The following is a 26,355-nucleotide window of genomic DNA, read 5'->3' as shown; positions in this document are numbered from 1 at the left end:
GGCCGCCCCGCGCGGTCTGCGGGCCAACGAGGGCCGTGCTCCCGTTTCCGAGCGCGCCTTCGACTCGCTCATGGACGATACCGCCGGCCGCGACATCGCCGGTATCGCGATCGCCGTGGTCGCCGTGGTCTCGTTCATCGCCGTGGTCTCGCCTACGAGTGCGCCCGTCTCCAACGCCATCGCCGGGTTTTACCACCTGGGCTTCGGCCTGGGCGCCTATGTGCTGCCGTTTGCCCTGCTCATATTCGCCGCCGGCCTCTTCCTGCGCGACCGCGCACCCCTCAACGCCCGCACGCTTTTAGGCGGCTCTCTCATCCTGCTGGGCGTGCTGGCCATCCTGTCGCTCATGGTTCCGGGCACCGAATTCGCCACCTCAGCCATGTTCGAGGCCGAGGCCCTCTCCACCTCCGGCGGATATGTCGGCGCGTTCATCGCGAGCGCCCTTCAGCAGGCCCTCGGTAAAACCATCTCTCTCGTGGTGCTCATCGGCCTCATCATCGTCGGGTTCGTTGTGATCGGATTTTCGGTCAGCTCTTTTATGCGCGCGGCCGCCGATCGCGCCCGTGAGCTCGCGGAGCGTCGACGCGTCAACGTGAACGATGCCCCCTGGGGCGATGAGGGCGCACTTCAGCCCGCACAGGGGCGCTCAGCGTTCGGTGGGGCCGCCGTCCAGGGCAACCTGTTCGACGATGCCGGTGCCGCAGAGACGACTTTCCTGGGTAACCGCGAGACCACGGTGCTGGATTCCGCTTCCGGGGCGTCTGCCCCTGCAATCGAAGATGACCCAGATCGCGATGAGGACCCCTTTGTCGATCTGAGCAGCCAGCTCGCGGCTGAGCGCGCTGAGACCACGCTCATTCCCGTGCCCGACCGTTTTGACCACGTCGATGCGCCGACCAAAGCCGATGGGGGAGAGGCACCTTCCACTACGGCCGATTCCCTCGTTGATGACGAAGAGATTCCTCCCTTCGATGTGGATGGTGCGGCGCCCTCTGTCGTAAAGACCGCCGACGGACCGCGTGAGATCCCGTCCTTCCTCAAGAGCCATGCTCCCGCCTCCGGCTCCGACGGCGCTGCCAAGGAGGTTCGCCCTTCAAAAACGAGCGCCCCTGCCGCGGCCGATTCGGAAGAGCCCGAGGACGGCCAGCTTCAGCTGCCTCCGCTCAGCATGCTTCGTCACAATCCGCATTCCGCTGTCGCCGCCTCCTCGGATAAGGAGCTCGAGCAGACCGCAAACTCCCTGCAATCCACGTTGAACGAGTTTGGGCTCCACTCCCGCGTCGTCGGATGGATCTCCGGTCCCACCGTGACCACGTTCAAGGTTCAGCCGGGTGAGGGTGAGCGCGTCAGCCGCATCTCCAATCTCGAGGACGACATCGCGTTGTCTCTTGCCGCGCAGTCGGTCCGCATCTTCGCGCCGATTCCCGGCACCTCGCTCGTGGGCATCGAGATTCCCAACGCCAAGCGCCAAAACGTCAACCTCGGTGATGTTTTGCCCTATGTTCAGGGCGGACCGCTCGAGCTTGCCATCGGCCGCGACGCGGAGGGTCAGCCCATCGTTGCCGACCTCGCGAAGATGCCCCATCTTCTCATCGCCGGCACCACCGGCTCCGGTAAGTCCGTCATGATCAACTCCATCATCATGGCGCTGCTCATGAGGAGCCTTCCCGAGGACGTTCGCCTCATCATGGTCGACCCCAAGCGCGTCGAGCTTTCCGGCTATAACGGCTTGCCTCATCTGTACGTCCCGGTTGTCACCGAGCCCAAGCAGGCGGCGAGCGCCCTGCAGTGGGCGGTGTCCGAGATGGAGCGCCGCCTCAAGGTCTTCGAGCGCATCGGCGTCCGCAAGATCTCGACCTTCAACGAGAAGCAGGCTGCCGGCGAGTTCGATCATTACGACAATCCGCCCGCCAAGATGCCCTACCTCGTCATCATCATCGACGAGCTCTCCGACCTCATGATGGTCGCCGGGAAGGATGTCGAGGCGAGCATCGTTCGCATCGCACAGCTCGGCCGTGCGGCGGGCATCCATCTCATCGTGGCCACCCAGCGCCCGAGCTCCAATGTCGTGACCGGCCTCATCAAGGCGAACATCACCAACCGCATCGCCTTCAACGTCGCCACCGGCATCGACAGCCGCGTCATCATCGACCAGATGGGCGCCGAGAAGCTCACTGGCTACGGAGACATGCTGTTCTCCAAGGTCGACTGGGGCAAGCCCAAGCGCATCCAGGGATGCTTCGTGTCCGATGACGAGATCAACGGTGTCGTCGATTTCGTCAAGGAGCAGGGCGCGCCCGATTACCACGAGGAGATCCTGTCTGCCGTGGCGCCCGCAACCATGTCCGGCGGGGGAGGGGGCGGCTTCTACAACGAGGCTCCCACCGAGGAGGACCCGCTATTGTGGGATGCGGCGAAGATCGTGGTCGAGTCGCAACTCGGCTCCACCTCCGGTCTGCAACGCCGCCTCAAGGTCGGCTATGCGCGCGCCGGTCGCATCATGGACATGCTCGAGGAAAAGGGCATCGTCGGTCCGCCGGATGGCTCTAAGCCGCGCGAAGTGCTCTACGATGAGGAGGGGCTTGCGGCGTTGCGTGCCGTAGAGGAGCCTCTGTCTGAGGAAGAGATTTTTGGAGGGATGTAGATGACCCATCATTTCGGTGAGATGCTGCTCGAGCGCCGTCGTCAGATGGGCGCCTCGATTCAGCAGGTCGCCAACGTCATCAAAATCCGGCCGCAGATCATCGAGTACTTCGAGACAGAGAACTTCGCCGCCATGCCCCCACGCGGGTATTCCCAGGGAATCATCGCCAGTTACGCGCGATTCCTCGGCCTGAACCCGCGCGAGGTGGTCGATGCCTATTTCGATGCCCTGCATGAGTACGAGCGCAACGGTTCCGGTGGCCGCGTCGGCCGTTTCCAGGATGCCGCCGCCGATGCCAATCCCCGCAGCTCCAATGCGGCGGGTCGATACATGATGGTCAATTCCGTTCCTGCATCACGCTATGGTCAGCGCCCGCCTCAGGCCGGATACGTGTCCGAATCTTCATCCGCGCATGAACCCGTTTCCGCTTCGCGACTTCGCCCGGTCAACACCACCGACTCCCGACGTCGTCCCTCGCAGGGCGGGTACGATCCCACGTTGCGTTCGCGCACCCGTCGTCCCGACGGCTACCCGGCCTCAGGCCAGCGCGATCCTCGCGCCCGCGCTCCTCGTTCGCAGGACGGGCGTCCCTATCGCGACCCTCGCGGACCGCGTGGCACCTATTCCGATCAGCGGCCCGTTCGCCGCGCGTCCGGCGGACAGCCCCCGCGCGGAGGCGCCGGACGAGGACAGGCTCCTCGCGGTGGATCTCGTCCGCCCCAACAGGGACCCGATATGAAATTCCTTGCCATTATGGCCCTCGGCATCTTGATCCTTATCGCGTTGGTCGTGGTGTTGCTGCGCGGTTGTGCACCCAAGCCCGAGCCAGCCGGCAGCGCATCTTCGACACCCTCTGCCCAGAAGGCGGATTCTAAGGACACCTCCGAGGATTCAACCGATGTCGACGAGGGGACTGATTCGTCTACGGACGAGGGTGACGATGCGGACGAGCCGTCCTCATCCAAAGACAAGGCCGACAAGTCCTCCAAGGACGAAGAGCCCAAGGAGACCATCGTCAAGGTCAAGCTCAAGGAGAAGGGCGCAGTTGCCTGGATCGAGGTCAAGCTCGACGGCAAGATTGTCTTGGGCAAGCAAGTCGTCGGTCCCTTCGAGGAGGAATTCAAGGTCGAGACCCAAATCGATATCACCACCAACACGCCGAGCGCCGTCGCCATCTATAAAAACGGCGACAAGGTCCGCTACGATACGAAGGTCTCAGGCGTTGGCAAGGTCTCGATTCTCGCGCCCAAGAAGGAGGAGCCCGAGAAGGCCGTCGACAGCGATGGCGACGGCACGCCCGATATGACCATCGACGAGGCGAAGAAAGCGGGTGTCACCATCCCAGAAGACGTCCTTGCCGCCGCCGAGAAGACCGACGAGCCAACGACCGAACAGTAATCGACCGGTCCGCGTGGACCGAATTGAAAGGAGCCTACTATGGCAAAAGACTCGAGCTTCGACGTTGTGTCCGAAGTCAACATGCAGGAGGTCGACAACGCTTATCAGCAGACGGCCCGTGAGCTTTCCCAGCGCTATGACCTGAAGGACTCCGGTGCCACGATCGAGCTGTCCAAGGCGGACAAGCTCTTCACCATCAACGCTCCGGCCGACTTCGTCTCCCGCCAGATCATCGACGTCCTTTCGTCTAAGCTCATCAAGCGCAGTGTCGACATCAAGACCGTCAAGTGGGACGATCCGCAGGCTGCGAGCGGCGGCACCGTTCGCGTGCTCGGCCATATCGTCGAAGGTATCGACCAGGCGACCGCCAAGAAGATCAACAAGGACATCAAGGATCAGAAGCTCAAGGTCAAGGTGACCATCGAGGCTGACAAGCTGCGCGTCACCAGCGCATCTAAGGACGCCCTGCAGCAGGTCATCGCTTTCCTGCGCGATCAGGATTACGGCCAGCCCCTCCAGTTCACGAACTACCGTTAAGGAGCGCTCATGGCTCACGGATCCATTCTCTACATCACGCTCGGCTGCGCTAAAAACGAAGTCGATACCGACCGCATGCGCGCCCTTCTCAACGGAGCTGGTTACGACGAAGTCTTTTCAGCCGAGGACGCTGATGCGGTGATTATCAACACGTGTTCGTTCCTCGCCTCCGCGACGTCCGAGAGCATCGAGACCACGCTTACGCTCGCCGAGGAGATCTCCGAGGGCGTTCGCGGGACTCGCATCGTCATGTGCGGCTGCGTGCCCTCTCGATACGGTTCCGAGCTCCCGGATGAGCTCCCCGAAGTCGCCGCATTCGTTCGCACCGACGAGGAGGACGGCATCGTCTCCGTCATGGACGAGGTGCTCGGCGTCGAGCGCGTCGACCCTCCGTTCATTCCGAGTGTCAAGCGCACGGTTGAGAGCGCCGTCGCCTATGTCAAGATTTCCGATGGTTGCGACCGCTACTGCAGCTTCTGCGCGATTCCCTACATCCGCGGTCGCTATCATTCCCGCTCCGCCGAGAGCATCCTCTCCGAAGTTCGCGATTTGGTCGCCGGCGGTGTTCGCGAGATCGTTCTCATCGGTCAGGACACGGGCATCTGGGGCACTGATTTCAAGGACGAGGTCGACGGTCCCACCAACTTGGCGCAGCTCATGATCGCCGTCGCTGAGGCGGTCCGTCCCGAGCATGTCTGGATCCGCGTCCTCTACCTGCAGCCCGAAGGCATGACCGACGAGCTCATCGCCGCCATCCGCGACACGCCCGAGGTCCTGCCCTATATCGACATCCCCGTGCAGCACTGCAACGCGCGCGTCCTGAAGGCGATGCACCGTTCCGGCTCCGCTGAGCAGCTTTCCGACCTCTTCGCGAAGCTTCGCGCCGAGATCCCCGCGATGGTTATCCGCACCACCAGTCTCGTCGGCTTCCCCGGTGAGACCGATGACGAAGCGGCCGAGATGCTCGCGTTCATGGATCGCGAGGGCTTCGATTACACGAGCGTGTTCCCGTATTCTCAGGAGGAGGGGACGTTCGCCGCGAAGATGGACGGTCAGGTCGACGAGGACGTGAAGCTCGAGCGCACTCAGGCCGCCATGGACTTGGCAGAGGCTCTCGGCTTTGCCGCCACTGCCGCCCATGTTGGCGAGGTGGCCGAGGTCATCGTCGACGGTATCGAGGAGACCGACGAGGGCCCCGAGCTCATCGGTCACGCTTGGTTCCAGGCCCCCGATTCCGATGGTGCCGTTCACCTCGAGGTGACCGACGCCGCCGTGGGCGACATCTTGCAGGTCAAATTTACCGACAGCTTCTGCTATGAGCTCGTCGGAGAGGTCGTAGAGGAGTAGGCATGGCCGTCAACGCCAAGGGCGAGGAGATCACGAGTATCTGGACACCCGCCAACATCGTCACGTGCGTTCGCATTCTGTTCATTCCGCTGTTCATGATTGCGAGTGAGTTCGCGTTCAGCGGTTTTGCCGCCGGCGGCAACCACTTCGGCATCACCGCAGGCGCCTGGGCAGTCGCCGCCTTCGTTCTGTACTTCGTGCTCAGCGCCACCGACAAGATCGACGGCGATCTTGCCCGCAAGCGCGGCGAGGTGACTGACTTCGGCAAGTTCCTCGATCCGATCGCCGACAAGCTGCTTGTCTTCTCGGCGCTTCTCATCTTACTCGAGCACGGTCTGGTCAACGTCTGGTTCGTGTTCATCATCTTGTTCCGCGAGTTCCTCGTAAGCGCCCTTCGTATGGTGGCGAGCGCTAACGGTGAGGTCATCGCTGCCGACAACCTCGGCAAGGCCAAGACCGCCGTCACCATGGTGTCGCTGTGTGCGTACCTGCTCGGTATCGCGCTCGAGTTCCTCGCGCTTCCCGGCATGGTTCAGGCCACCTCCATCGTGCTCACGGTCGCATGGGCGACGATGGTCGCCGCGGTCGTGCTCACGGTCGTCTCGGGTGCACAGTACTTCTGGAATGCTCGCCACGTCATTTTCCGCGTGTAGCGCTCTTTCTCATCGACCCCCGCAAGCGTGCTGGTTTCCACGTGCGTTTGCGGGGGTTGCTTGGTTTTACTTGGGGGTTTTGCATGAATGAGATGAATGAGGCGACCCTGAACGCCGCCTGCGTACGCGCCGCTGAGGGGCTCGTGCGCCTGGCGACCGAACGTGATATGCGCGTAAGCACCGCTGAGTCCTGCACTGCTGGCATGGTCTCGTCCTACATCGCCGGCGTGCCGGGGGCCAGTGCCGTCCTGCTCGGCGGAGCCGTCACGTATTGCGACGATATCAAGAATCACGTGCTCGACGTGCCCGCAAAAACACTTGAGAGACATACGGCCGTGAGCGGGGAGACCGCGTGCGCTATGGCAGACGGCAGCCGTAAGCTTTTTGGCTCTGACGTTGCGGTGAGCATCACCGGGTATGCGGGCCCTGGCGGAGGCAGCTCCGCCAACCCGGTTGGAACCGTCTATATCGGAGTGGCGACCCAGCGAGGCACTCGGTATGAGCGTCATCTGTTCGAGGGCGATCGCATGTCCGTTCGACTGCAATCCGCGCTTGCCGCGCTTAAGCTTCTCGCCGATGGCGTCGTCGATGATGGGGCTTCTGCGTAACTGGCGCACAGCGCTCTCATGATGGGATTTCCGTGCCGTTATCGCGTATGGCTCCATGTTTCTCCGCCTGTGATACCTACGCTTCCTCGTGAAATCAGATGTCTTACGATCTGCGTCCAGATTCCGGTCACATGCATTCCGACATATGGGGAATAACGCGGAGTAGCATTTCTCACAGGTCGCTTGACCACGAACACCCGTTCGGATACTATCGACTTGTCAAAATCAAGGAGGAGCAATGGCCAAGAATTCCGGCCCCGCGCGCATCATTCACGAGCGCACCACGGGCGAAGAGCGCGAGAAGATGATTGAAGTCACCAAGGCCGATATCATCAAGAAATTCGGCGACGGCGCGATCATGCGCTATGGAGATGGTGGTCCCGAGCTCGAGGTAGAGGCTATTCCAACTGGAGCCATCGCCCTGGATGCCGCATTGGGCATCGGCGGTGTCCCGCGCGGCCGCATCATCGAGATCTACGGACCCGAGTCTTCCGGCAAGACCACGCTTTCGCTGGAAATCGTCGCGGAGGCACAGGCCATGGGTGGCGTCGCGGCGTTCATCGACGCCGAGCACGCCCTTGATCCCACGTATGCCGCTCGCATCGGTGTCGATATCGACGAGGTGCTCATCTCACAGCCCGATACCGGTGAGCAGGCGCTCGAGATCTGTGACATGCTCGTTCGCTCCGGAGCCATCGACGTCGTCGTTATCGACTCCGTCGCCGCCCTGGTGCCCCGTGCCGAAATCGAGGGCGAGATCGGCGAAACGACGGTGGGTCTCCAGGCCCGCTTGATGAGCCAGGCCCTGCGCAAGCTTGCCGGCTCCCTCGCAAAATCAAACACGACCTGCATCTTCATTAACCAGCTTCGCGAGAAGATCGGCGTCATGTTCGGCAACCCCGAGACGACGACCGGTGGTCGCGCTCTTAAGTTCTTCTCTTCCGTCCGCATCGACATCCGCCGAATCGAGAGTATCAAGGTCAAGGATGAGATCGTGGGTAACCGCGTGCGCGCCAAGGTCGTGAAGAACAAGGTCGCCGCTCCGTTCAGGACTGCGGAGTTCGACATCATGTACGGTACGGGCATCTCCAAGGAGGGCTCGGTGCTAGACATGGCCGTCCAGTACAATTTCGTCACCAAGGCAGGTGCCTGGTTCACGTATGACGGCGAGCGGCTCGGTCAGGGTCGCGAGGCCGCAAAAGAGAAGCTGCGCAAGACCCCCGAGCTCTTGGCCGAGCTCGAGCATAAGGTCCGTGTCGCATGCGGCCTTGAGTTCGAAGATGAGCCCGTGGGCACCATCGTCGATGATGTCGAATTCGACAGCTCGTCCGAGGCCTAGCCAGCACGCATGCTATGACGCTGCACATGACTGAGCTCGAGGTGCGCCTTCCGGATCGAAGGAGCGCCTCGAGCTTTTCCACCTCAAAAAAGCCCATGGCAGAAGTTTCCTGCATCATGGATAACGGTCGAACAAGGGAGATCGTCGTCCCCGTTCGCGTGGGACGCTTGCTCATGGCCGATGCCGTAGCTTTACCGCTTCCTGAAGAGGAGGCGTTCGATGCCATTCACGCGCTTGAGGGCAAGATTTGTTTTGCCCAGCTGACTGAGATGCTATCGAGACGCGACTATGCCGTCCTCGAGGCGCGAGAACGACTGCTCAATTACGGATATCGTGAGATCGAAATCGATGCGGCCCTATCCAAGGCAATCGATGCCAGGTTCCTCGATGACAGAAGGTTTGCGACGTATTTCATCTCCGAACGCATTCGGCGCGGTTGGGGACGGCGGAAAATCGAAATCGAATTAAAGCGCAAAGGCGTCGATGCCGGCGACCTGCCGGGCTACCCTGAGGAATTCTTCTCTGACGATGACGAGCTCGATCGCGCGATCGAGCTGCTATCTCGTAAGTCGATTCCAGCTGTGAGGCCCCAGGAGAAGCTCATTCGCCATCTCATGACTAAGGGGTTTTCATATTCCGTGTCAGCCGCGGCCGCTCGGCACCGTTTGTCGTCCGATACCTTATGAAACTTTGACAAATCCCCTGTCACCTCGTAGGATGGACTTGTCATTTGTTTGTTATGCGCTCATCCTCGCAGATGAGATTGACGATATTTTCTATCGGAACGATTTCATAGGCCCTTCGGTGGACCATACCCGGCAAATGTCCTGCGCCTTCCTTATCGGTGGGTGCAGTTTTCTTGCATCTTTAATCACTAAAAGGAGTCCATCATGCCAATGGAGCTTGTTCTCGTCGGCATCGTGTGCCTGGCAATCGGTGCTTTTGCCGCCGTCTTCGCCATGCGCAACGCCAAGTCCGGAAGCATTCGCGAGGCCGAATCGAAGGTCACCGCCGCCCATTCTGAAGCCGAGCAGGTGATGGCCGATGCCAAGCGCGCGGCCGAGACGCTTAAGAAGGAGGCCCTCCTCGAGGCCAAGGAGGAGATCATCCAGAACAAGCAGGCCGCCGAGGCTGAGGAGGCCCAGCGCAAGAAGGAGATTCGCGCCCTCGAGAACCGCGTGATGCAGCGCGAGGAGTCCCTTGATCGCCGCAATGAGGCCCTTGATAAGCGCGAGCACCAGCTTTCCAGCCAGCAGGGTCAGATCGACAAGCGCTCTCGCGAGCTTGAGGAGCTCTATGCTCGTCAGACCGACGAGCTCGAGCGCATCTCTGAGCTTACCCGCGAGGACGCCCACACCGAGCTTCTCGACAAGGTTCGCGGCGAGGTGACCCACGAGGCCGCCACGATCATTCGCGAGTCTGAGCAGAAGGTCAAGGCTGAGTGCCATAAGACCGCTCAGGAGATCATCTCCCTCGCCATCCAGCGTTGCGCTTCCGATCATACCGCTGAGGTCACCGTTACGTCCGTTCACATCCCCTCTGACGACCTCAAGGGCCGTATCATCGGTCGCGAAGGCCGTAACATCCGCACGTTCGAGCAGGTTTCCGGCGTCAACCTCGTCATCGACGACACGCCCGAGACCGTCGTCCTGTCCAGCTTTGATCCGGTTCGTCGCGAGACCGCTCGTGTCGCCCTTGAGAACCTGATCGCCGATGGCCGCATTCACCCCGCCCGCATCGAGGAGATGTACCAGAAGGCCTCCGACCTTGTGCAGCAGCGCGTCCGCGAGGCCGGCGAGCAGGCGGCATTCGATATGGGCATCCACGACCTGCACCCCGAGATCGTCAAGACCCTCGGCGCCCTTCGCTATCGCACCTCCTTTGGCCAGAACGTTCTCCGTCACTCCCTCGAGGTGGCCGACCTTTGCGCCATCATGGCCGCTGAGCTCGGCATCGATGTCGTGACCGCGAAGCGTGCCGGCCTCCTGCACGATCTTGGCAAGGCCATCGACCATGAGGTCGAGGGTCCGCATGCCGTCATCGGCGCCGAACTCGCCCGCCGTTATGGCGAGAAGCCCGCAATCGTTCACGCGATCGAGGCGCATCATGGCGATACCGATCCCAACACCGTTCTGGACGTACTCGTTCAGGCTGGCGATGCCATTTCGGCCTCCCGTCCCGGCGCTCGCCGCGAGTCCGCTGAGAACTACATCAAGCGTCTCGAGAAGCTCGAGGAGATCGCGAACTCTCACGAGGGCGTTGAGCGCACCTATGCCATGCAGGCCGGCCGTGAGGTCCACGTCATGGTTCAGCCCGACAAGGTCTCCGACGCCGAGTCCACGGTCCTGGCGCACGATATCGCCCAGCAGATCGAGGAAGAGATGGAGTATCCCGGCCAGGTTCGCGTCGTGGTCATTCGCGAGAGCCGCGCCGTCGATATTGCAAAGTAGTGTGAACCATGTCTGACGGCAACGATCTCATTTCGTTCATCGCTTCCATGTCCGGCGAGGGAAACCTTCGCGTCGAGGAGAACCTCGGCGACGGCTTCGTTCGCTTGCGCGTTTCCGAGGCGGAGCGCCGTCAGGCCAAACACGATATCCAACATGTCGAGGACATCGTCGTCGAAATGCTGCGAAACGCACGCGACGCGGGTGCTCGCAATATCTACCTCGCCACGAGTAAGGAGGAGGGTGTTCGCACCCTCCTTTTCCTCGATGATGGTTCGGGCGTACCAGAGGATATGTGTGATCGCATCTTCGATGCGCGCGTCACATCCAAGCTCGAGAGCATGCGTATGGACAAATGGGGTGTCCATGGACGCGGTATGGCCCTCTTCTCAATTCGCCAGAACACGCAAACGGCCGAGGTCGTCACCTCAGCCCAAGGTGGCGGCTCGTCATTCCGCGTCGTGGTCGATACCGCTGCTCTCGGCGAGCGTGCCGACCAATCGACCTGGCCGACCGCCTCAAAAGACGAGGATGGCATTCTTTCCTGCGTGAAAGGCCCTCACAACATCAATCGTGCTGTTTGCGAATTCGCATGTGAAGAGCTGCATGGTTGTGACGTATATCTTGGCACCCCCACCGAAATCGCCGCCACGCTATACGCTCATGCAGCATCCCGCGTCGATACCACGCGTTTGCTATTCTTGGATTCTGAACAATCGTTGCCGGTCGTCGATCGCCTGACCTGTGCGGCGGACGCCGGCGACTTCATTCGAATCGCATCCGATATGGGCATAGAGATTTCCGAGCGCACAGCCCATCGCATTCTCGGGGGTTCCATTACGCCGCTCAAGAGCATCGCCTCTCGCCTTCTGCGCGAGAAGGAACCTTCGATGGGGGAGCCAGCTCAAATCGATCTGACGCGCGATCGACGCGGCCTCAAGATCTCGAAGGAAGATATCGCTTCTTTTTCTCGCACGATGGAACGGGATTTTGCCGATTTGGCATCTCGTTATTTCCTGACGCTGTCGCGTGAGCCGAAAGTCCGCGTCACAAAAGACCGCATCACCGTCACCTTTGAGATCGACAAGGAAGACACCTAGGCCCATGTACTTGCCCATGTGTAGTCCATGGGGTATCTTTACACCAACTAAAACACACCAAAATATGCACTTTATTCGCTGGAGAAATGTACATGGAGTTCCTCAAGGTCTCGAGTAAATCATCGCCCGCCTCGGTGGCGGGCGCTATAGCCGGCATGGTCAAAGATGGCGTCCCCGTCAACATGCAGTGCGTCGGCGCCGGCGCCGTCAACCAGGCCATCAAGGCGATGGCGATCGCCCGCGGGTTTCTGATTCCCACCGGATTCGATATCTCCTGCGCCCCGGTTTTCTCGGACATCCTTATTAATGGTGAATCACGTACGGCCATACGCCTGTCCGTGTATGTGCACCATATCTCGTACAACTCCGCCGATATCCCCGATTTTCCCGACGATTTTAAGCAGGTTTGCTAACATGTCCAACCTTTCTATCCTTTCCGGAAAGACCTATTTCATCCGCACGTTCGGATGTCAGATGAATTTGCACGATTCCGAACGCGTAAGCGGCTTGTTGGATTCTTGCGGCTGCCTGGTTGCTTCCAGTCCCGCTGATGCTGATATCGTCATCTTCATGACATGCTGTGTGCGCGAGGCCGCAGATACCCGCCTGTACGGTCAGTGCTCCTCCTGCAAAAGCCTTCCTGCATCGCCTTCTGGCAAACGCGTCATCGCCGTAGGCGGCTGCATCGCCCAGCGCGATGGTGAGGGCCTGCTCACCAATCTCGATAACGTCGATGTTATTTTCGGAACTCACTCAATCGCCCATGTCGCCGAACTCCTGGCCGATGCCTTCGCAGACGGCGATCATCATGTCCGCGTCGAGGAGATCGACACCGGCGCTGCCACCGATATGCCCTGGCATCGTGAGACCGCTTATCACGCATGGGTCCCGATCATGACCGGCTGCAATAATTTCTGCAGCTATTGCATCGTTCCATACGTTCGCGGACGCGAGAAGAGCCGTCCCATGGACGAGATCGTCGATGAGGTGACCGGGCTTGTCCGCCAAGGCGTTCGATCCATCACGCTTCTTGGCCAGAACGTCAACTCCTATGGGCGCGACCACGATCACGACCCACGTTTTGCCGAGCTGCTCCGCCGCGTGGGCGACACCGGAATCGAGCGCATCTACTTTACCTCGTCCCATCCGAAGGACCTCCTTCCCGAGACGATCGATGCCATGGCAGAGGTTCCCGCTGTCATGCCGCAGCTGCACCTTGCCGTTCAGTCTGGCTCTTCGCGCATCTTGAAGCTCATGAATCGCAAGTACACGCGCGAACAATATCTTGACCTGGTGCAGCGAGTCCGTGATCGCATTCCCAACATCGCCCTCACCACGGATATCATCGTCGGTTTCCCCGGTGAGACTGAAGAGGATTTTGAGCAGACCGTCTCCCTCGTTGATGAGGCGAAATTCGCTCAGGCGTTCACGTTCATCTACTCCAAGCGTGAGGGAACGCCTGCTGCGAAAATCGTCGATCCCACTCCTCGTGCGGTTATTCAAGAGCGCTTCGATCGCCTCGTAAAGCATGTCGAGCAGACCGCTTTCGATTTCAACCAAGGTTCGCTGGACACCACCGTCCCCATGCTCATCGAAGGCACGTCCAAGAAGGACCCCAACGTTTTGCAGGGTAAGAGCCCTTGGAACCAAACCGTGCACTGCCCCGTGCCCGCGGGCGTGGATCCTGTGACGCTCATCGGAAAGGTCATCGACGTCCACGTCGATACGGCACGCACGTGGTATTTGGCGGGCGCGTCCGTGGGCGATGCTCGATGACGCCAATCGTCGCGATAACAGGACCCACTGCCGTTGGAAAGAGCTCCCTCGCCGATATGCTTGCCATGCGATGGGGGAGCGAGGTGCTTTCCGCCGATGCCATGCAGGTTTATCGCGGTATGGATATCGGAACGGCTAAAACGCCCGTTGACGAGCGCCCTGTTCCGCTGCGTCTCGTCGATTTAGTGGACGTGTTTCAACCGTATTCCGCCGCGCAGTTCCAGGTTGACGCTCGCGGCGAGGTCGAGCGGTTGCGAAGCGAAGGCAAAACGCCAATATTTTGCGGCGGCACCGGGTTGTATTTGCGCGCTGCGCTCGATGACATGCACTTCCCCAAGGGGGAGGTCGACGACGAGCGTCGTGAGCGCTACAACAAGCTCGCTGAGGAGCTCGGTCCCCTCGGAATTCACGCCATGCTCGAAAAGCGCGATCCCCGAAGCGCGGAGATTATTCATCCCAATAACGTTAAACGTGTCGTTCGCGCGCTTGAAATGTGCGACGAGGGTGTTTCCTACGCCGACCAGGCAGCTGGCTTTTCGCAGCACAATCCGTTTTACGAGCACGTAACCTTTGCGCTCGCTATGGACCGCGCCCGTTTGTATGAGCGGATCGACCGACGCGTTGACGTCATGATGGGTGAGGGCCTCCTTGAAGAGGTCAAGGGACTGCTCGATTACGGAGCACGTGACGCACTCACGTCCATGCAGGCGATCGGATACAAAGAGCTCATCTCATACCTCGATGGCGAATGCACTCTTTCCGATGCGGTCGACCTGATCAAGCAGCGTTCACGTCGATATGCAAAACGTCAGATCAGCTGGTGCAAGCGAGACGACCGAACACGTTGGATCGATCTCGATAGAATGGGAGTTGAAGACGCCCTCGATCTTATAGAGCGCGAGGTGCTGGAAGGATGAGTCGTTTCGAGCTCATGGACACTGCTCCGACTCCAGAGCGCGCTATCCTCGTCGGCGTCGACTGGAGAAGCGACGGTTGGCCCATCGAGCGCTCGCTCGACGAACTCGAACGGCTCGCAGATACGGCGGGCGCTGGCACCGTAGCCCGGCTGACGCAACAACTCGATAGGCCCGTGCCGAAATCCTATATCGGGTCGGGTAAAGTTGAAGAACTCAAAGGCTTCGTGCAAAGGCTCGATGCCGATGTGGTCATTTTCGATGATGACCTGAGCCCCTCTCAGCAGTCCTATCTTGAACGTGCACTCGGTGAACCGACGAAGGTCATCGACCGAACTGCCCTTATTCTCGATATCTTTGGCCTACACGCTCGAACACGCGAAGGCCGCCTGCAAGTCCAGCTCGCACAACTGCAATATCTTTTGCCAAGACTGCGGGGTATGTGGAGCCACCTTGCTAAAGAGCAGACGCGCGGCGGCATTGGCAGCAGGTTCGGACAGGGTGAAAGCCAGCTGGAAATCGACCGACGCATGATTCGCAATCGAATCGCCCAACTGAGGCATGAACTGCGCGAGGTCGAGAAACGTCGTGACGTCCAGTCGAAGAAGCGCAATGACTCGCAAACGTTTCGCATCGCGCTCGCAGGCTATACGAATGCCGGGAAGTCCTCGCTACTCAATCAGCTCTGCGGCCCCTCTGTGCTTGCGCAGGATAAGCTTTTCGCCACGCTCGATCCGACGACCCGCTCACTCAGCCTTCCCGGTGGCAGGAACGTCACCATTACCGACACCGTCGGTTTCATCCAGAAGCTACCGCACGGCTTGGTCGAGGCTTTCAAATCAACGTTATCGGAAGTCAGGGATGCCGATCTCATCTTGCGCGTGGTCGATATCTCCGATGCTGATTATCCTCGGCATGTCGATGCCGTAGAGCACGTTCTCGATGAAGTTGGGGCGGCCGAGCAGCCAGCCGTCACTGTTTACAACAAGATCGATCGTCTGGATCCTTCTGAGGTTGAATCGCTGAGGCGCCGAGAGCCCGAGGCCGTTTTCTTTTCCGCCGTTAGCGGAGAGGGGAAAGAGGAGCTGCTTAATCGGATAATCCATGAAGCGTCGGCATGCGATGCACCGATATCTTGCGAGATTCCCTATCGGGAAGGCCTGCTGCTCTCATCCATAAGGACTCAGGGCAACATTCTTACCGAGGAGTACCTCGAGGATCGGATCAGGCTCGTTTGCAAGGTACCGCGCCATATTGCCGCGCGCGTCAAGCCATATGTGACGGAGTGAGCCCCTCGGCTCACTCCGATTCCGATTTTTCGACCAAATAGTTAGAAGCGGCGCATCAGGGCGACAACCTTGCCGAGTATCGTCGGGTTGTCGGCGTAGATGGGTTCCATGGCGTCATTCTCGGGTTGGAGTCGAACGCGGCCGCGCTCCTTATAGAACGTTTTGACTGTTGCCGACCCATCGATCATGGCGACGACAATCTCACCGTTCATGGCGCTTTTCTGCTCGCGCACGATGATGTAATCGCCGTTGAAGATGCCGGCATTGATCATGGAATCCCCGTGCACCTCCAGGACAAATGAGCTTGAATCCGTTGCGATCTCTGTGGGCACGGTGAAGGAATCCTCGATATTCTGCTCTGCAAGAATGGGCATGCCAGCCGCGACGCGACCGACCAGGGGCAATTTGACCGTGCCGCGGGCAGATGAAGCAGTTGATTCTTCCGGCTTGTACGACGATCCGTCGGAATTGAACACCTCAAGCGCACGCGGCTTCGTCGCGTCACGGCGAATCAAGCCGTGCTCTTCGAGCGCGCTAAGGTGAGCATGGACAGTGGATGGGGAAGAGAGCCCGACTGCGGCCGCCATCTCACGAACGCTCGGGGGATAGCCCTTTTCCTTTTGATAGGAGCGGATGAAATCGTAAATCTGTTGCTGGCGCTTGGTGATTTTACGGCTCACGGCAGATCCCTTCTCATCAAACACTTGTTCGAATATTTCTTGACAGGAACAACTGTTCGAAGATAATAATACACGAACACCCGTTCTAAGAGAACGAGTTTTGTCCGAACGGCCATATATATCTATATGCAGAGAACAGAGCCGAAAGGAGCACGCCATGAAGAGTCAGATCCGCGTTGTTGGAAATCTCGCCCTCGCCCCCGTCGAGGAGCATCGTTTCACCGTTATCGACGGGTCTGCTGCTCGAAAGGCTGTCGCACCTTCGCGCCCGCAGCTATTTGCCCCTATTGCATATCCCAGCCGCACGGTGCTCGAGGGCGCCAAGCTGAAAGACAAGCTTGTATTCGCCCTCGCCGCTCTTGCGGTATCTATCTGCGCTGCGGGCATCATGTTCATGGGATCTGCCACCTCAAATTCCAGGCTTAACGCGCTTCTGAACGCCCCCGCCAATGTCGTTGAAGTCACTGCCGGCGACACGCTGTGGAACATCGCCGAAAAGAACCCTATCGACGGCCTTTCCATTGCTGAGACAGTCGACGCCATCAAGATGGTCAACGACCTCGATTCGGGCCTGCTGGTTCCCGGTATGGAGCTTTCCGTTCCCACTGCTGCAAGGTAATAGGTTTCCAGCGGAACTAATTTGTGCTACACCCCCCATCGCATGGTATTCTAAATAGGTTGTCTCAATGGGAGGGGGATAGCGATATGCGTTGTCCAAGCTGTGGACATGATGACACGCGCGTCATTGATTCTCGAGCGCAGGATACAACCAATGCCATCAAGCGCCGGCGTGAGTGCCGTTCTTGCGGATATCGTTTCACCACGTTCGAGCGATGCGAGGACCCTATCGAAGTCATTAAAAGCGACGGTTCCGTCCAGCCCTTTGACCGCAATAAGTTGCTCGTCGGACTGATGCGCGCCACCTCGAAGCGAGACATCGACCTATCCGAACTCAACGCGCTCATCGATGATATCGAGCGCGAGCTTCGAGGCGGAACGTTGACTGCCATCCGATCGCACGACATCGGCGACATGGTCTTAAAGAGGCTTGAGCGCATCGATAAGGTCGCCTACATCCGCTTCGCATCCGTCTATCGCGATTTCCGTGATGTCGATGAGTTTATTTCCGAGCTTGATAAGTTGAGGTAACCATGTCTGAGCTTTTCGTTTCCATCAAGCGTCTCGATCCGAGCGTCGAGCTCCCCTCATATGCTTACGAGGGGGATGCAGGCCTCGACCTGCGCGCCAATGCGGATGTCGTCATCGAACCCTATCAGCGCGTCCTCATCCCTACGGGTCTTGCGATAGCGATTCCCGATGGCTATGCGGGCTTTGTGCAGCCGCGCAGCGGCATGGCCCTGAAGCAGGGACTCTCCATCGCCAACACACCCGGTCTCATCGACGCCCACTATCGTGGCGAGCTTAAGGTAATCGCGGTGAATCTCGACTCCGAAAACGCCATCCACATCGAGCGTGGCGAGCGTATCGCCCAGCTCGTCATCCAGAAGGTGCCCGTTGTGCACCTCGTAGAAGTCGACGAACTCGACGAGACTGACCGCGGTTGCGGCGGTTTCGGTTCGAGTGGCTCGAAATAAGTCAGTCGGTCCTTGAGCATAGGGGGATTACCACATGGACCAGTTCTTCAAGTTGGGGGAGCGCAACTCGAACATCGCGACCGAGCTTCGCGCCGGCCTGACGACGTTCCTGGCGATGGCTTACATCATCGTCGTCAACCCGCTCATCCTGTCTGCAGGCGGCGTTCCCATGACTGCTGCGGTCACTGCCACCTGCATTGGCGCCGGCATTATGACGATCGCTATGGGCTTCATCTCGAATCGTCCTCTGGCCTGCGCTTCCGGTATGGGCATCAACTCCATCGTCGCCTACACGCTTTGCGGTGCGATGGGACTTGGCTGGCAGACCGCCATGGCCATCATCTTTGTTGAGGGCATCGCCATTCTCCTGCTCGTTCTTTGCGGCCTTCGCGAGGCCATCATGGACGCCATTCCCGTGTCGCTGCGTCATGGCATCTCCATCGGTCTCGGCCTTTTCATCGCTATGATCGGCCTCAAGGACGGCGGCATTATCGTCGCAAACGAAGCCACTATGGTTTCCCTGGGTAGCGTTACCGACCCCGTCTTCCTCGTCGGCCTCATCTCCATTGTGGCCACGGTCATCCTTTCCTCGATGAACGTCAAGGGTGCGCTGCTCTGGGGCATCGTCATCGCTTCTGTTCTGGGCATTCCGCTGGGTGTTACCGCGACTCCGTCCAGCATCGTTGCTCCGCTCGACTTCTCCACGTTCGGCGCGCCGTTCATGGCTGACGCTGATGGCGTCATGGGCGTCGTCAAGGCCCTCACCACTCCCGCCCTCCTGCTCTTCGCCTTCTCTCTCATGATGAGCGACTTCTTCGACACCATGGGCACCGCGATGGCCGTCGCCAAGCAGGGCGACTTCCTTACCGACGAGGGCAAGGTCGAGGACATCAAGCCGATCCTCATCGTTGACTCTGTCGCCGCCGCAGCCGGTGGCGTGTTCGGTGCGTCTTCGATCACCACGTTCGTTGAGTCCGCCTCCGGTGCTGCCGACGGTGGCCGTTCCGGTCTCACTTCCATCACTGCAGGCGTCCTGTTCCTGCTTGCCGCCTTCTTCTCCCCGCTGATCAGCTGCATCAGCTCTGCGGCGACCTGCGGCGCTCTGGTGTACGTTGGCTTCCTCATGATGAGCGAGGTCACCGAGATCGACTGGTCCGACATCCTTGAGGGATTCCCGACCTTCATGATCATCATCGGCATCCCGTTCACGTACTCCATTTCCAACGGTATCGGCCTCGGCTTCATCGCCTATGTGATTGTTGCCTCCGTCACCGGCAACATCAAGAAGGTCCGCCCGCTCATGTGGGTTGCCGACGCTGCGTTCCTGGCTTACTTCTTGCTTCTCTAATTTCACGCTTCGGCATGCAATCTGAGATGCCAAGACGAGGCGCCCCCGACGAGTTAATGCTCGTCGGGGGCGCCTCTTTTACATGGAAATCAATTTCGCCAGACCAACGCCGCACATTCAAACAGACCCAGCGGCGTAACACAAAGAAAAAAGCAAGCGCCTATCGCGCGTGGGCGGGTTTCCCGCCCCAGTAAAATTCGGCGAAATGCCTCTCACGCTCACAGGGAACGCCGACGAGGCGCATGGTCGCACGGACGATGTCGGCAGCGGCATCAGGTCGCCTCAGCGCACTGGCATTGACCAGAAGCCCATGGAGAGCCTCCTTGTTGTCGTGTAGATGCGTAAGCTGCATCACAAGCTCACGCGAAGTCGTAGCATGCATGCTGGCACCAAACGATGTAAGCATGACGGTATTTGACTTCTCTTGGCCATAGGCCTTGCCCAACAGCAGCATCGGCAGCTCCGCGCACAGACATTCGGTCACCGTAAGACCACCAGATTTAAGAATGGCCAGGTCGCAGGCATGCATGAGAGCTGCCATATCGTCGACGTAGTCCATGACCGTCGCATTTGGAAGTTTCATTCCCGAAAAAATCGACCGTAGATGATCGGCGTAGGATTTATCCTTGCCCGGCAAGAAGATGAAGTGCATGTCCTCGAATCTTCGAAGATAGGGGAGGGTCTCCTCAATTGCCGCCCTAAAACGAACGTAAGGCTGGGGGAGAGCGGCGCCCGCCATAACAAGCACTAACGTTTTATCCGCAGGAAGGCCAAAACGCTCGCGAACCATATCGCGACTAACGGAATCGCCGAAGCCAGACCGGACCGGAATACCCGTAACTTCGATGGCGCTCTCGGAAACCTTTCTTGGACGTAGGGTCTCAGCCATGAACTCCGTCGCCACGCAGAAGAGATCGGCCTCCTTATGTGGCCAAAATCCCTCGATTTCATAATCAGTGGGAACGCAGACAACGGGATATTCGATCTTGGTGCGCATGCGGGCGCCCACCGCCACGTTTGCGGCGGTGATATGGGTGCAGATGATGGCAAGGGGTTGCGCTTTCTGAACGTACTCATCGAAAGAGTCGAACATTAAAGTCGACCATGCGGAACCGCCACCCCACAGAAGTCGCCCCGTCAGTGTGAAGCGCCAGGTGACGTCATAGAGCGGCCTTGTTGCCCCAGTGAACGCAGCGGCGGTCTTATTGCCGTCGAATTTGATTTTTCCGAAATCAAGAATATCGAGGACGTCGACCTGAACGTCCTGCGGAACACCATCAAGACCGCGAAGGTGCTCAATGGCCTGGGCGATCGCATTTGCCGCTGCACGATGACCGGATCCGACGGATGCATGCACAACCGCGATGGTCGGCCTATGCATCGATTCGCCGTCCGAAGGAATGGACGCAGGCATAGCCGCAACGGTCTCGCACGGACAATCTGTACGATCTTGCATCAGGCACCCCCCAAAGACGATAAGGGTATTGTACGACCCCGTGTGTAACAGATCCCCGCTATCGGGTAAGAGCAGAGAAACGACGTATGGAGGTTCTTATGTCCACGCCAAATCAACGCGATCTTGTGATCATCGGCGGAGGCCCCGCCGGTTACTCCGCTGCTTTGTACGCCGCCCGTGCCAGTCTTGATACGCTTGTCATCGAGCAGGGCATGCCCGGTGGCCAAATTGCCACATCCGATATGATTGACAACTATCCTGGAATCGAACAATGCTCGGGTGCCGAACTCGGACAGAAAATGAAGGCCCACGCGGAATCCGCAGGCGCACAATCGACCTACGGCTCAGTTCAATCCCTTATACGCCATGAAAGCGGATTCACCATCACAACCGACATGGATTCCATTGAGGCCAAAAGCGTTATCGTCGCCACGGGAGCAACGCCTCGTCCCGGCAACTTCTCGGGTGAAGAGACGTACAGAGGTCGAGGCGTATCGTATTGCGCCACGTGTGACGGCATGTTTTATCGTGGCAAGCACGTGTTCATCATCGGTGGCGGCAACTCCGCTGTTGAGGAAGCGCTCTATCTATCGAATCTTGCCGATCAAGTAGAGATCATCGTCCGTCGCGATGTGTTCCGCGCACCTCGAGGAATGGTCGATCGACTCTCCGCTAAGCCCAACATTTCCATTAGGTACCAAACGAGTATTATCGAAGTTGCAGGCTCAACGTTTATCAACACCATCACATTTCGAGACAATGCCACAGGTAAAACGCACGTCGAATCGTACGACGAGGGATCCGTCGGCGTCTTTGTTGCAGTTGGTCACGATCCCGCCACGAATCTCGTTGCAGGTTTGGCCGAACTCGGCCCCGATGGCGGCGTACTGACCGACGAGCATATGGGCACCACGACGCCGGGTTTGTATTGCGCAGGCGACATGAGGTCCAAGTCGCTACGACAAGTTGTCACAGCGGCTGCTGACGGTGCCATTGCGGCAACAGCTGCATATCATTACATCGAGTCTCTAACTGCCTGATGATGCAGACGCCCTCTGAAATAGCCTAATCTCAGAGGGCGTCTTTCGCAGTATATGAGACTGTCACTAACGGATTAGCATCAATCAGGAATTACTTATTCCTGATAATATATATTATGTAAAGTATGAATTGGGAAAGATAACCGGTCTGCGAGCACCCATCATTTTGCGCGCGCAGGCCGGTTGATTACTTAACTCAGGCCGTTCCACTCATACCCGATGATCAAACCAGTCTCTTCAGCATAATAGGAACAGAGGCCTCGACAAGGAAGGATCTCGACTTCGGCCTGAGGCCATTCGGATGCAATCGCGCGGCCCAGCTCCTCGGCGCCCTCGGCATTGTCGACATGATCGATATACGCCATGCCGCCACGATATCCGTCCGACCTCATGACATCGAGGATTTTCTTAATCGTCTTCTTATCGCCGCGCGTCGGGGCAATCACCTTGATAGTGCCCTGCTCGCTTGCCGTTCCAAGCATGCGAATGGAAAGGCCGCTTGCGAGCGCGCCGACGAGCTTGGGCATGCGCCCATTCTTGACAAGGTTGTCGAAGCTCCTCAGCGAGAACTGCACCTGGCTGTTCGACTCGAGTCTCTTCGCATACGAAACGACCTCGTCGAACATCGTATCGGGATGCATCGTAAGGTACCGATCGATAAGGCGGACCATGATCTCAAGTTTTGCACCCGCGGCTCGAGAATCAAGGATGTAGATGTTTTTGCCCATAATTTGACCGCCGTGCTCGCGAGCATATTCATCCATAACGAGATTGCGGCCCATTTGAGCAGAGTCGTAGCTCCCCGAAAGATTGGAGGAAAGCGTCACGACGATGACGTTGTCGGCCAGGCGGAACAGATCCGCCCATTCGCCAGCGCTCGGGCATGCCGAGCTCGATGCTGTTGCCTCCGAATGGACACGCTCGTTAAGCTTGCTCACATTCAAGTCGGCGTCATCGGGGTACTCCTCCCCTCCCACGTGAAGCGTGAGCGGCGCGAACGCATAGATGCAATTGGGGGCAGCAGGCGTATAGTCACGCAGGTTGCAACTAGAGTCAGCGATGATGGCCCAAGTCATGAGGGTTCCTTTCGCTCGATTTATCGCGACCAGAGTATATACCTACCGAAATACCCATTTAAGGATGAAAGGGTAGAAACCCAGTGCATATGAAAATGGGGAGGAAAGGCTCTTCCCTTTCCTCCCCACAACTGTCGGAAGTGTGCGTTAACCGACCTTGACCAGGCTGAACAGCTCCTGATCACCCGAAGTCGCAAGCACGTCGCGCGGATTCAGGAACGTGAGCTCGAGGATGCAAGCGTAGCCGACCAGCTCGCCCCCAACCTCCTGGATGAGCTTGCCGGTTGCTGCGGCAGTACCACCCGTGGCGATAAGGTCGTCGACGATCAGGATACGGTCACCGGACTCGATCGCATCGCGATGAATCTCGAGCGTATCGGAGCCATACTCGAGTTCGTAGCTGACGAAGTAGGTTTCACGGGGCAGCTTGCCGGGCTTGCGAGCGGGAATGAAGCCAGCTCCGAGCTCCATGGCAACGGGCACGCCGATCATAAAGCCACGAGCCTCGGGGCCGACAACCTTGGTGATGCCCGCATCACGGAAGTGGTCAGCGATCGCGAGAACGGTCTGACGCATTGCGTTGGCATCGGCGAACAAGGGCGTGATGTCCTTAAAGACAACACCGGGCTCGGGATAATCGGGAATGTCGGTGATGAAGGACTCGAAGTCAAAATCGGACATGTCAGCGCATCTTTCTACTCGTTTTGGCTTTGATTGTCACAACGTACGGCGCTATGAGGCGTCGACGGGAAGGACGCGAATCGGTTGGGCTGCGAGCTCGCTCGCATCCAAAGCGCTCACGGCCTGCTCATTCCCAGTCGCGTAAGACTGCTGGCTCGCATGGTTCTGAGCGGCCTGCTGCGCACGGGTGATCTCGTCATCGATTGCATCGACGTCGGCATCTTCAACGACCGCGTTAAGCGATTCGAATACACGGTTGCGTAGAAGGGCGGTGCGGACGCCATCGGTGAGGTCGTGCAACGTTTTAAAAGCACGGTCGAGCTTAGCTTCACGGTCATCATCGGAGTCATCGGAACCGAGCATGCCGATGAGAACCTGCTCGAAGAGCGCGGACTCGCGATTGGCGGCAATCACATACTGACGCAGATTGCGCGGCTCGATATGAAAGCGCGAAAGCTCGGCACAGTGGCGGATGATCTCGAAGTCACGGCCGTCGATAAGCTCGCGGTTCTGCGGGCTGCGTATGATGCGGATGAGATCGTTGTCGGAAAGCTGGCGCAGAAACGCGATATCGACACCGAGGATGTCGGGAACGTCCTCAATGGGATGCAGTTTCTGGCGAGTCTCCTTAGAGGCAACCTTCATGGGGGCATCTGCCAGGAGACCGACCTCGAACGCGAGCGCGGACAGGTCCGAGGCGCTATCGAGCTTTTGCTTGATAGCGGAAAGGGGCATGTACCGCGTCTTTTGAAGATGCAGAATGACCTCGAGGCGGTCAACGTCGGCCTTGGAGTACTGACGATAGCCCTTAGGGGTACGATGGGGCGTAATAAGCCCCTCGTCCTCAAGGAAGCGTATTTTTGAGTTGGAGAGATCGGGGTACGTTCCGCGCAGGAGGTTGACCACCTGCCCGATGCTGAGGTAGCTGCGCTCAGCCAAGCTACTCACCGGTTTCGATGCGCTCCACGGTGCTCTCGTGGTACATCAGCGTGAACGTGCCGATCTGCACGGACGATCCGTCGTGCAGAGGCGCGGAGTTGACGATGGCGCCATCAACCCAGGTGCCATTGAGGGAGCCGAGATCCTCGATGAGAACGCCGGCGGCGTTGCGCAGAATCTTGGCATGGCTGCGGGAGACGGTCATGTCGTTGAGGAAGATCGTGTTGGAGGGATCGCGACCGATGGTGACCTCGGGCTGATCCAGCTCAAAAACATTGCCGGTCTGCGGCCCCTTGATGATGGAAAGGACCGGGACGATGAGGGGTGCGCTCTTCATGAGGTCTGGCGCGGTGGCATCGCTGCTCGGCATGCGAAAAACGCGCGTTGTCTCATTCTGCTCGACATTGGCCATGGTAACCCCCTAGCGGCAAAACGGGATAAACCCGGAAAGTACAATCAATAATTTATTCTAACCCAAATAGTTCGCATATCGGTGTCGTTATGCGTTCTCAACGACCTCGGCATCATCGGAATCATCGATCTCGGGGTTGAGAAAATCATCGTCCTCATCCTCGGGATGCGCAATCGCGGCGCGAATGGCGGCGATACCCTTGACGGTATAGACGCCACCCGTTGCTAGCGAGCAGAAAACTCCTGCATACACGAAGTAAATGCCCAGCGGGGCGGCCACGTCGTTAATGCCGGGCAGCCAGGAAACAGAGGCCGGGACAAGGCCCAGGCCATCGAGCATCGGCATCCCGAGGAGCATCAAGGTAAAACCGCTCATCAGCAGTGCGGTGGCGAGCTTGCCGATGAAAACGACATCGATGGGCCTGCGATGGAAATGACGAACCACAAAATTGCCAAGGAACAGATACACATCGCGACCGACGATGGCGAGGCAGATCCACAGCGGCAGCTCACCGCGAGCAACCAGGCCGACGACACCGGTGAAGAGCAAGGCGCGGTCCACAATGGGATCGAGCATCTTTCCCAACCAACTCACGGTCTTGGTCATACGTGCGATCTGCCCGTCGAGCCAATCGGTAGAAGCCGCGATCGCGTATATGGCGAGAGCGACGTAGCGGTTTTGGTCGGTCACGAACAGGTACAGAAAAACGCCCGTGAGAATCAAGCGCGTGAAGGTGATGAAGTTTGAGATGGTGAAGATCTTATTGGAAGGATAATCGGAGGTACCGATGAGCTCCTTCTTGATCTTCTTCCTGATCTTGCCTGCGGCCACGCCTTACTCCCCTAGAACATGAAACACTGGAGGCATGATACCCGCTTACGAAACGCGTAAGCCGACAACCTTAAAATGGAAAAGGGCGACCAAATGGCCGCCCTTAATGCTCCGTGGTCGGGACGACTGGATTTGAACCAGCGACCCCTTGCGCCCCATGCAAGTGCGCTACCAAGCTGCGCTACGTCCCGAAGCAAGGAATTACTTTACCCAAAGGTTCCAACAGATGCAAGAACTTTTTTCAT

The 26,355-nt window shown here is 58.7% G+C and carries 26 protein-coding genes and 1 tRNA gene; 19 read left to right on the top strand and 8 right to left on the bottom strand.

Annotated features, from left to right (window positions below; genetic code table 11):
• Positions 1–70: 70 nt before the first annotated feature.
• The 14 genes from FY258_RS03860 (at position 71) to hflX (ending at position 16,052) form a co-directional block, all read left to right on the top strand.
• On the top strand, positions 71–2,644 hold the full coding sequence (locus tag FY258_RS03860) for an FtsK/SpoIIIE family DNA translocase (RefSeq protein WP_118104011.1): 2,574 nt from the start codon (positions 71–73) through the stop codon (positions 2,642–2,644).
• Positions 2,645–4,042, top strand: a complete 1,398-nt coding sequence (locus FY258_RS03855; protein ID WP_118103272.1) for a helix-turn-helix domain-containing protein — start codon at positions 2,645–2,647, stop codon at positions 4,040–4,042. It begins immediately after the preceding gene.
• Between the two features lie 39 nt (positions 4,043–4,081).
• A complete protein-coding gene (locus FY258_RS03850) occupies positions 4,082–4,579 on the top strand; it encodes a YajQ family cyclic di-GMP-binding protein (protein ID WP_118103269.1) in 498 nt (165 codons plus the stop codon).
• A 9-nt stretch (positions 4,580–4,588) separates the two neighbouring features.
• Entirely contained in the window at positions 4,589–5,926 is a 1,338-nt protein-coding gene (rimO, locus tag FY258_RS03845; protein ID WP_118103267.1) for a 30S ribosomal protein S12 methylthiotransferase RimO, read from the top strand.
• Between the two features lie 2 nt (positions 5,927–5,928).
• Entirely contained in the window at positions 5,929–6,579 is a 651-nt protein-coding gene (pgsA, locus tag FY258_RS03840) for a CDP-diacylglycerol--glycerol-3-phosphate 3-phosphatidyltransferase (RefSeq protein ID WP_118103265.1), read from the top strand.
• Positions 6,580–6,662: 83 nt separating this feature from the next.
• A complete protein-coding gene (locus FY258_RS03835; RefSeq protein WP_259324433.1) occupies positions 6,663–7,187 on the top strand; it encodes a CinA family protein in 525 nt (174 codons plus the stop codon).
• Positions 7,188–7,425: 238 nt separating this feature from the next.
• Positions 7,426–8,526, top strand: coding sequence for a recombinase RecA (gene recA / locus FY258_RS03830; protein ID WP_118103263.1), 1,101 nt, complete (start codon positions 7,426–7,428; stop codon positions 8,524–8,526).
• 173 nt (positions 8,527–8,699) lie between these two features.
• The gene (locus FY258_RS03825) at positions 8,700–9,212 is read left to right on the top strand and encodes a regulatory protein RecX (RefSeq protein ID WP_259324432.1); all 513 of its coding nucleotides are present in this window, start codon (positions 8,700–8,702) and stop codon (positions 9,210–9,212) included.
• Positions 9,213–9,416: 204 nt separating this feature from the next.
• Positions 9,417–10,976: a ribonuclease Y gene (gene rny / locus FY258_RS03820; RefSeq protein ID WP_395858341.1), complete on the top strand. Its 1,560-nt coding sequence runs from the start codon at positions 9,417–9,419 to the stop codon at positions 10,974–10,976.
• An 8-nt stretch (positions 10,977–10,984) separates the two neighbouring features.
• Positions 10,985–12,073, top strand: a complete 1,089-nt coding sequence (locus tag FY258_RS03815) for an ATP-binding protein (RefSeq protein ID WP_118103257.1) — start codon at positions 10,985–10,987, stop codon at positions 12,071–12,073.
• Between the two features lie 92 nt (positions 12,074–12,165).
• Positions 12,166–12,486: a stage V sporulation protein S gene (locus tag FY258_RS03810; protein WP_118103255.1), complete on the top strand. Its 321-nt coding sequence runs from the start codon at positions 12,166–12,168 to the stop codon at positions 12,484–12,486.
• Position 12,487: 1 nt separating this feature from the next.
• Positions 12,488–13,849, top strand: a complete 1,362-nt coding sequence (gene miaB / locus FY258_RS03805) for a tRNA (N6-isopentenyl adenosine(37)-C2)-methylthiotransferase MiaB (protein ID WP_118103253.1) — start codon at positions 12,488–12,490, stop codon at positions 13,847–13,849.
• Positions 13,846–14,766: a tRNA (adenosine(37)-N6)-dimethylallyltransferase MiaA gene (miaA, locus tag FY258_RS03800; RefSeq protein WP_118103251.1), complete on the top strand. Its 921-nt coding sequence runs from the start codon at positions 13,846–13,848 to the stop codon at positions 14,764–14,766. The genes miaB and miaA overlap by 4 nt, the downstream gene beginning before the upstream one ends.
• Positions 14,763–16,052, top strand: coding sequence for a GTPase HflX (gene hflX, locus FY258_RS03795; RefSeq protein ID WP_118103249.1), 1,290 nt, complete (start codon positions 14,763–14,765; stop codon positions 16,050–16,052). The genes miaA and hflX overlap by 4 nt, the downstream gene beginning before the upstream one ends.
• A 41-nt stretch (positions 16,053–16,093) precedes the next feature.
• On the opposite strand, the gene lexA is transcribed toward hflX, so the two are convergent.
• The gene (lexA, locus tag FY258_RS03790; RefSeq protein ID WP_039910258.1) at positions 16,094–16,732 is read right to left on the bottom strand and encodes a transcriptional repressor LexA; all 639 of its coding nucleotides are present in this window, start codon (positions 16,730–16,732) and stop codon (positions 16,094–16,096) included.
• Positions 16,733–16,889: 157 nt separating this feature from the next.
• Between lexA and FY258_RS03785 the strand changes: the two genes are divergently transcribed.
• From FY258_RS03785 to FY258_RS03770, 4 genes are all read left to right on the top strand, one after another.
• Positions 16,890–17,351 (top strand): LysM peptidoglycan-binding domain-containing protein, encoded by a 462-nt coding sequence (locus FY258_RS03785; RefSeq protein WP_118103247.1) that lies wholly within the window; start codon positions 16,890–16,892, stop codon positions 17,349–17,351.
• Positions 17,352–17,437: 86 nt separating this feature from the next.
• Positions 17,438–17,881 carry a transcriptional regulator NrdR gene (nrdR, locus tag FY258_RS03780; RefSeq protein WP_039910259.1) on the top strand — a complete coding sequence of 148 codons (444 nt, stop codon included), beginning with the start codon at positions 17,438–17,440 and terminating at the stop codon, positions 17,879–17,881.
• Between the two features lie 2 nt (positions 17,882–17,883).
• The gene (gene dut, locus FY258_RS03775; RefSeq protein WP_118103245.1) at positions 17,884–18,327 is read left to right on the top strand and encodes a dUTP diphosphatase; all 444 of its coding nucleotides are present in this window, start codon (positions 17,884–17,886) and stop codon (positions 18,325–18,327) included.
• Positions 18,328–18,361: 34 nt separating this feature from the next.
• Positions 18,362–19,675 (top strand): NCS2 family permease, encoded by a 1,314-nt coding sequence (locus FY258_RS03770; protein ID WP_118103243.1) that lies wholly within the window; start codon positions 18,362–18,364, stop codon positions 19,673–19,675.
• A 160-nt stretch (positions 19,676–19,835) separates the two neighbouring features.
• Here the strand turns inward: FY258_RS03770 and FY258_RS03765 are convergent, their stop codons facing one another.
• On the bottom strand, positions 19,836–21,056 hold the full coding sequence (locus FY258_RS03765) for an MGDG synthase family glycosyltransferase (RefSeq protein ID WP_259324431.1): 1,221 nt from the start codon (positions 21,054–21,056) through the stop codon (positions 19,836–19,838).
• A 173-nt stretch (positions 21,057–21,229) separates the two neighbouring features.
• On the opposite strand from FY258_RS03765, the gene FY258_RS03760 reads away from it, so the two are divergent.
• Entirely contained in the window at positions 21,230–22,171 is a 942-nt protein-coding gene (locus FY258_RS03760; protein WP_182279403.1) for an NAD(P)/FAD-dependent oxidoreductase, read from the top strand.
• Positions 22,172–22,362: 191 nt separating this feature from the next.
• Here the strand turns inward: FY258_RS03760 and FY258_RS03755 are convergent, their stop codons facing one another.
• From FY258_RS03755 to FY258_RS03730, 6 genes are all read right to left on the bottom strand, one after another.
• A complete protein-coding gene (locus FY258_RS03755) occupies positions 22,363–23,247 on the bottom strand; it encodes a DegV family protein (protein ID WP_118103239.1) in 885 nt (294 codons plus the stop codon).
• A gap of 147 nt (positions 23,248–23,394) precedes the next feature.
• Positions 23,395–23,928 (bottom strand): adenine phosphoribosyltransferase, encoded by a 534-nt coding sequence (locus FY258_RS03750; protein WP_118103237.1) that lies wholly within the window; start codon positions 23,926–23,928, stop codon positions 23,395–23,397.
• Positions 23,929–23,979: 51 nt separating this feature from the next.
• Positions 23,980–24,876 (bottom strand): transcriptional regulator FtsR, encoded by an 897-nt coding sequence (gene ftsR, locus FY258_RS03745; protein ID WP_118103235.1) that lies wholly within the window; start codon positions 24,874–24,876, stop codon positions 23,980–23,982.
• Positions 24,869–25,279 carry an FHA domain-containing protein gene (locus FY258_RS03740; protein ID WP_118103233.1) on the bottom strand — a complete coding sequence of 137 codons (411 nt, stop codon included), beginning with the start codon at positions 25,277–25,279 and terminating at the stop codon, positions 24,869–24,871. The genes ftsR and FY258_RS03740 overlap by 8 nt, the downstream gene beginning before the upstream one ends.
• Positions 25,280–25,366: 87 nt before the next feature.
• Positions 25,367–26,110: a CDP-alcohol phosphatidyltransferase family protein gene (locus FY258_RS03735; RefSeq protein ID WP_118103231.1), complete on the bottom strand. Its 744-nt coding sequence runs from the start codon at positions 26,108–26,110 to the stop codon at positions 25,367–25,369.
• Between the two features lie 114 nt (positions 26,111–26,224).
• A tRNA-Pro gene (locus FY258_RS03730) sits at positions 26,225–26,301 on the bottom strand.
• Between the last annotated feature and the right edge of the window lie 54 nt (positions 26,302–26,355).

The organism is Collinsella intestinalis (assembly GCF_902364775.2).
Lineage (GTDB): Bacteria > Actinomycetota > Coriobacteriia > Coriobacteriales > Coriobacteriaceae > Collinsella.
The sequence above is the reverse complement of the archived record's forward strand: the minus strand, read 5'-3'. Positions and strand labels throughout refer to the sequence as shown.